General features: G+C 55.5%; 5 protein-coding genes. 3 read left to right on the forward strand and 2 right to left on the reverse strand.

Annotation, left to right across the window (positions count from 1 at the left end):
* The first annotated feature begins 96 nt into the window (after positions 1-96).
* The 3 genes from INT19_RS01915 to INT19_RS01925 are packed head-to-tail and all read left to right on the forward strand — an operon-like array spanning position 97 to position 2,657.
* Positions 97-588, forward strand: coding sequence for a TRAP transporter small permease (locus tag INT19_RS01915; protein WP_193059509.1), 492 nt, complete (start codon positions 97-99; stop codon positions 586-588).
* Complete coding sequence (locus tag INT19_RS01920) at positions 585-1,862, forward strand: TRAP transporter large permease (protein WP_193059510.1); 1,278 nt, start codon at positions 585-587, stop codon at positions 1,860-1,862. Before INT19_RS01915 ends, INT19_RS01920 begins: the two co-directional genes overlap by 4 nt.
* Before the next feature lie 33 nt (positions 1,863-1,895).
* The gene (locus tag INT19_RS01925; protein ID WP_442311354.1) at positions 1,896-2,657 is read left to right on the forward strand and encodes a M15 family metallopeptidase; all 762 of its coding nucleotides are present in this window, start codon (positions 1,896-1,898) and stop codon (positions 2,655-2,657) included.
* A 72-nt stretch (positions 2,658-2,729) separates the two neighbouring features.
* Here INT19_RS01925 and INT19_RS01930 read toward each other — a convergent pair whose 3' ends face one another.
* Positions 2,730-5,828 carry an efflux RND transporter permease subunit gene (locus INT19_RS01930; RefSeq protein WP_193059511.1) on the reverse strand — a complete coding sequence of 1,033 codons (3,099 nt, stop codon included), beginning with the start codon at positions 5,826-5,828 and terminating at the stop codon, positions 2,730-2,732.
* Positions 5,815-6,779, reverse strand: a 965-nt coding sequence (locus INT19_RS01935; protein WP_193059512.1) for an efflux RND transporter periplasmic adaptor subunit, incomplete at its 5' end; no start/stop codon positions are given. The genes INT19_RS01935 and INT19_RS01930, both read right to left, overlap by 14 nt.

The raw sequence follows: 6,779 nt of genomic DNA on the forward strand, positions 1-6,779 counted from the left end.
AGTACTTAATATCCTAGTACTTAATACTCCAGTACTTAAGACCCTAGCACTTAATATTCAAGTGCTTAACGTTCCTGTGCTTCATGGAAGGCTGCCATGTTTAATACGCTTCGATCCCGTCTTTTAGCGATCAGCCGCCCTGTTACCTTAACTCTGGCGGGCGCACTGTTATCGCTCAATGTTGCGGCTATTCTGTTTGGGGTGTTTGCACGCTACATCGCTGGTGGCGCGCCGATCTGGACAGATGAGCTATCACGTTTCTTGATCATCGCCACCGTAATGCTCGCGGCTGGTGCTGTCTGGTCTGAAGGAGGGCATATGCGCGTTGGTCTGTTAGAGAAACGACTGCCCGTCCCCTTTGCTCGCTTGCTAAACGTGTACCAATGGCTACTCACCCTACTAATTGCGGCAGGCGGGGCATGGGTTAGCTATCGCTATGCACTGTCGGTCAGTATGTTTACCACTTCTGGGCTCGGCATTAGCCGTACGGTGCCACTGCTTTCGCTACCGATTGGTTTTCTGCTGCTGGCTTGGCATGTGCTTCTCTATGGCCCTGCACCACTCAAGACCATCGAGGACGACCTATGATTGTCACTATGCTGGTTGTTTTCCTGGGCCACGTTTTGATTGGACTGCCCCTGTTTATCGCCCTGTTGACCACCGCGATAGTCGGCTTTCTATTTGTCGACCCCTCAATGATTCCACGCATGCTGCCGCAGCAATTCTTTGGTGGTATCAATGTATTCTCCTTGATGGCGATTCCGTTATTTATCTTCGCTGGCAACCTGATGAACGTCAGCGGCTTAACCGAACGCTTGATGGGGCTCGCCCGCCTGATGGTAGGGCATTTGCGGGGCGGCATGGGGCACGTCAATGTGGTGTCGAGCGTATTCTTCGCGGGTGTTAATGGCTCAGCAGTGGCGGACACCTCGGCACTTGGGTCGCTATTAGTACCTGCCATGGAGAAGGAGGGCTACTCGCGAGCCTTTGCCGCAGGGTTGACCGCCGGCAGTTCGTTAATCGGCCCGATTATTCCCCCCAGCATCTTTATGATTCTCTACGCCTCACTGACCAATACCTCGGCCGGCAACCTATTTCTGGCAGGCGTCGTTCCAGGGCTGCTACTAGGCGTTGCCTTTATGGGCATGAACGCTTGGTATGCCTGGCGCCATCGGTTACCCAAAAGTGGTCAGTTGCCCTCACTCAGCCAACTTGGCATTGCCTTTATAGCCGCTCTGCCTGCACTTATCGCCCCTTTTATTATTGTTGCTGGCATCGTGCTGGGCTTCGTAACGCCGACCGAGTCGGGCGCGTTGACAGCGCTGTATGTCGCGTTGTGCGGGGTCGTGCTGGGAGGATTGCGTTTTAAAGAGTGCTGGAAAGCTATTGTCGATACGGCACGCTTAACCTCGGCGATTTTTCTGATTATGGCCGCCTCAGCGACAATTAGCTGGTTACTCTCCTATGCACAAGTGCCCGCCCAATTTGTCTCGCTGTTATCTCCTTACATAGACAACGCAGTAGTGATTCTACTGTTACTGAGTGCCATTACCTTTATAACGGGCATGTTTATGGAGGAAGTGTCAGCGCTGATGCTACTGACGCCTATCTTTGCGCCAGTGGCAATGATGGCGGGTATCGACCCCATTCATCTGGGTGTCATCATCACGCTTAACATTACTATCGCGTTAATCACCCCGCCGCTAGGCGCCTGCGTGTTTGTCGCCGCCGCGGTCAGTCGGCTGGAGATAGTGTCGCTATTCAGAACCATTTGGCCCTTTGTGCTAACAGCGATTGCGGTGCTTCTTCTACTCATCCTGTTTCCGCCACTCACGCTTTGGCTGCCTACACAGTTTGGATAGTGCTCTTCTTGAATAATCCTTTGCTTGGATAACATGATGCCTTTGAACACACTAGTGAAGGCCTTACCGCCTCTACCCAGCCACCTAGCTCCAAACTGGGAACAGCTACGCCGAACATCTATTGAAGATAATGGTGAGCGCTTGGTGCCAATGAGCCTCGCCCCGGCACCGATTAGCGTATTCCCCGCCTATGCTCGGCTGGGCATTCCCGGCGCGGTACCAGAGTGTTTCGTTCGGGAAAGCGTTTATCGGGCGCTACTCGCCGCAGCGCGCAGCTTGCCCGAAGGGATCGGTCTAATTGTGCTGGACGGCTGGCGTCCATGGCGGGTACAGCAGTACCTATTTGATACCCTGCACGAAGCCATCCAGCATCATCAGCCCGACCTCAGCGAGGCGGAGCTACTGGAGCGCACAAGGGAGTTTGTTTCGGTTCCCAGCCGCAATCCACTAGAACCGAGCCCACATCTCACCGGTGGTGCCGTCGATGTCACGCTATGTGATGCCGATGGCCTGCCGCTGGATATGGGGACACTGTTTGATGAAGCGATCCCCGCCTCTCATAGCGACTATTTCGAGCACCTGGAAACGCTAACGCCGCAGCAAGTCAACGCCCGAGATCACCGCCGCCTGCTATACCACACCATGCAACAGCAAGGCTTCACAAACCTGCCCAGCGAGTGGTGGCACTTCGACTACGGCGATCAATTATGGGCCTACTACGGGTCACATCAGCAGGCCCATTACGGCCCGGCAGAGTTGGACACCATTGAGAATCGCTGGCGCCGACAGCTGTAGTTGACTAGGCACGATGCCACTCCAGGTAAAGGGCATCGTCGCCTAGAACTCACACTACCTTATCAAGTATGCTCAGATTGCGTTTCCCGCTACCGCATGCTTGCTACCGATAGACGAGCTTGCTCTTGCTACCCAAAGCCGATAAAGCGCTGGGGTAAAGAAAAACGACACCAGCGTTGCCAAAAGCAGCCCAAATCCGACGGTTTGCGCGAAAGGTGGCCACAATCCACCTGCCGCCATCATTAATGGAATTAATCCTGCGAAAGTGGTGATCGTCGTTGAGATAATATGACGACTGGTGGGGCCGCTAATGACCGCTAACATGGCATCGATATCGCCTTGGCGTGCCGCTTCATCGTCGTCAAACGCAGCAATGATGATAATAGTGGCATTAATCGCCACACCCACCAGCCCCATAATGCCGACAATAATGACAAAACCGAATGCATGACCACTGAGCAGCAGCGCTACAATGCCCATGCCCATCGCCTGGGCACCGGCAATAAACACAATGGCAGCGCGGCGAAAGGAATTAAACGCCAGCACGACCGTTGCCACCATGGCAATCACCAACAGTATCACCGAGGCCAGCAGGTTACCCACGGCTTCGCTACGTTCGGCGGCCTCTCCACCGGTTTCAATGCGATAGCCAGAAGGGAGGTGAATTTCTCCTGCATTTAGCGCGTTCTGCAACGCGTCCTCTAGCTGTGCCATGGAAACTGCCGGCAACGCATCGGCTACCAGGTAGCCTTGCACTAACTGCACCCGTTCCGCATTACGGCGAGTAATCACACTCCAGGCTGGCGTTAGCGATACCTCCGCCACTGCCGCTAGCGGCAACCCCTCTGCGACGCCATCACTGACTAAGCGCAGCGCAGCAAGCTGTTCAGCATCGGTGCGCCATTCACCAACATAACGCACTCGGACGGGAAGCTGCTGAGTATCTTCCAGCAGCATGCCTGCAGACTGGCCTGACAGTGCAGCACCAACCTGTTCCGCTAGGCGTTGTGGCGTGAGGCCTGCATCGTGAAGCGCCGTTTGGTCGATATCCAGCGTTAGCCTGGGCAGGTCGCGCTGCATGCCTGCGCGCACATGGGTTACCTGAGGCAACTGATGCATTAGATTCGCTAGTTCAAGTCCCAGCGATGACAGTATGTCCAAGTCATCGCCATAGACCCGTAGCTCAATCGGTGCTTTAAACGGAGGCCCCTGCTCATACTTACGCACCACGCTTTGCGCCTGCGGAAAGTGCTGATCAAGTACTTGCTGCAGCATTGGCACCCGCTGGTTAGTCACCGCTAACGACTCGGCATCGACAATTAAGTGTAAAAACGCTGGGTTGTTATCCTCATTGGTCAATACGTTGTAGTACATCATGGGGGCACTTTCGCCGATAAATGCCGACACCCGCTTGATGCCCGGCAGCTCTCGGATAAGGGTTACGGCTTCATCGGCCAACGCAGCGGTATTGGCGATGCTGCTAGCCGGTGGCAAGCGTACTTCAATGTGGAATTGGTCACGGTCTGCCGGTGGAAAAAACGCGACGTCTAACGTTGGCATTAATGCGATACCACTCACAGGCACGCATAAGGTAATGATCATGGCAGCCACCGGATGACGCAGCGAGCTACGTACGGCCCCCCGAAAACCACGCTTAATCACGTTATCTTGTGAGCCTGACGGTTTCTTCGCCACGCTGGCCAGCAGCATCGGAGAGAGCGCTGGCACTAACAGCAGCGATACCAAGTAAGAACTCACCAGCGCTACAATAACGGCCAGGGCTAGCGGTCCTACGAACTCTCCGGCGGGCCCCGGCATTAGCACAATTGGCATAAACGCCAGAATGGTCGTCAGGGTGCTAGCCAGTAACGGCACGGCTAAATGGCGCAAGGCATCTCGGGTCGCGGCAATCACTGAGTCCCCTTGCAAGAAACGCTCACGAAGGGCGTTGGTCATGACAATGGCGTTATCCACCATTAACCCCAGCGCCACAATAATGCCGGTAATGCTCATTTGGTGGATATCAATACCCAGTGGCTTGAAAAACGCCAACGTGAGCAGCGCCGTGGCGGGAATCGCTAGTCCCACCGTGATCGCCGAGCGCCAGCCCATGCTTAAAAACAGAATAGCCACTACCAGCACTAACCCTATCAGCAGGCTGCTAGCGACATCGCTTAAGCGCTGATTGGTGTAACTGGCTTGTTCAAACACCACTTCAACATCAAGGCCCACGGGCAGCTCGTCAGCAAACGCCATTAGCTGTTGCTGAGCCCGTTCAACCCAAACATCAATACGCTGGCCGGGAGCCATACGGGCACCCACAAACACAGCTCGTTCGCCGTTAAGCAGCGCCATGGCGGCGGGCGGGTCCTGCACGCCGCGGCGCAGCTCGGCAATCTCACCTAGCCTCACCGTTTGGCCCTGCCGGATAGCCACGTCGACATCGCGCAACCTGTCCAACGTATCAAATTCACCGCTCAGCCCGACCGTTAGCCGATGGCCTTGAGTAACCACTTCGCCTGCCGTGCGGCGGCCATCACTTGCTTCAATGGCGGCGGCCAACTGGCCTACAGAAAGCCCCAACGCATTTAGCTCTAAGGGGTCGACCATGACCTCGACCTGCTCTCCTGCGACACCAAACAGATGGGTGTATTCCGTGCCTGCAACACGCCTAAACTGATCTTCTAGGCGTTCAGCATAACGCTCCATCAACTGCGGATTGGGCGAAGAATCTAGTGTCCAGCGCAGGGCGGCCACCATGCTAAAGGCGTAACCGCGGTCATCCAGCAGCTCTGGTGTTTGCACACCGGTTGGCAAGGTTGGCGCGATATCGCCTAACTTATCTCGTACTCGGCTCCACACGGGGGCGACATCAACAACCGCGTCTTCTAATTCAAGACTGATAACAGCGATGCCCTGGCGCGACGTAGATTCAAGCACTTGGATTTCTGAAATAGTGCGCAACTCGTTTTCAATGGGCCGCGCTACCAGCGCTTCAACCTGCTCCGGCGTAGCACCAGGAAACGGCGCAAGCACGGTAGCCATACGCGCAATCAGATGAGGGTCTTCTGCCCGAGGAAGCGTTTGAATAGCCGATAGCCCAGCCACAACCAGCAACCCCAAGGTTAATGCCACTAAACGGCGGTTAAATAACCACTCAATGCGCTGCATAAGCCATATCCTCGCTGAGGGTGACCTGCTGCCCAGGGGTGATGCGGTGAATGCCGCTAGTAATTAACCTTATTCCTGGCTCAAGGGTTCCGCGCACAAAGGCTTGATCGCCTTCAGTGTGCAGTAATTCCACGCTCGCCCGTGCCACACGAAAATGCCCCTCTTCCAGCGGTTCTGCCACCAGTACGTTCCACAATCCTCGCTCGGCAGCACGTAAGGCATCTAGCGGCACCCAATAGCCACTGGCAGGCTCTACCACTGCGTAGCCAAGTTCAACGAGATCACCAGGCACCGCGCTGTTTGAGGCGTCAAGCGAGACAACCAGCGTCTGCATGCGGCTGTCGCTGTCAATATGGGGTAGCCGAGCACGCACCTTACCGCCGATAGCGTGGTGATTAACGTTGAGTGTTACCGTCTCGCCTGGTGTAAACGTCGACGCTAACCGAGCAGGCAATCCTAGATGCGCTTCAAGTTGCTCAACATCGATCAGCTCAAACGCGGCGGTACCGCTAGTCACTAAACTACCAACGCTGACATGACGCTCAATGACGCGTCCGGCGAAGGGCGCTTTTAATGTGCTGTCCTCAAGATCAGCAGTAAGACTGTCTCGTTCCGCCGCCAGTGCCGCAAGGCGGGCTTGAAGCGTTAACCGATCCGTGCGCGCTTGGTCCAACGTCGTACGGCTGGCGAAGTTACTTTGATTAAGCTGCGCTTCACGCTCTTCTTGGCGCTGGGCAAAAGCAAGGCCGGCGCGGGCTTCCTCACTGCGTGCGGCCACTTCTGCCAAACGGCTTTCAAGACGACGGGTATCCAGTATCGCCAGCACATCGCCCTGCTCAACTGCACTCCCCCTATCAGCCAACACTTCGCTAACACGGCCAGCGGGTTCAAAGGCAAGCGACACTGACAGGGCAAACGCATGAAAGATTTCATCCAGCCAATATCGTCGCT

Origin of the sequence: Halomonas sp. 3A7M (genome assembly GCF_014897875.1) — a bacterium.
Classification (GTDB): Bacteria; Pseudomonadota; Gammaproteobacteria; order Pseudomonadales; family Halomonadaceae; genus Vreelandella.

Coding starts and splice junctions, on each gene's coding strand:
- INT19_RS01920 (WP_193059510.1), top strand. CDS start 585: ATGATTGTCACTATGCTGGTTGTTTTCCTGGGCCACGTTTTGATTGGA.
- INT19_RS01925 (WP_442311354.1), top strand. CDS start 1,896: ATGATGCCTTTGAACACACTAGTGAAGGCCTTACCGCCTCTACCCAGC.
- INT19_RS01930 (WP_193059511.1), bottom strand. CDS start 5,828: ATGCAGCGCATTGAGTGGTTATTTAACCGCCGTTTAGTGGCATTAACC.
- INT19_RS01915 (WP_193059509.1), top strand. CDS start 97: ATGTTTAATACGCTTCGATCCCGTCTTTTAGCGATCAGCCGCCCTGTT.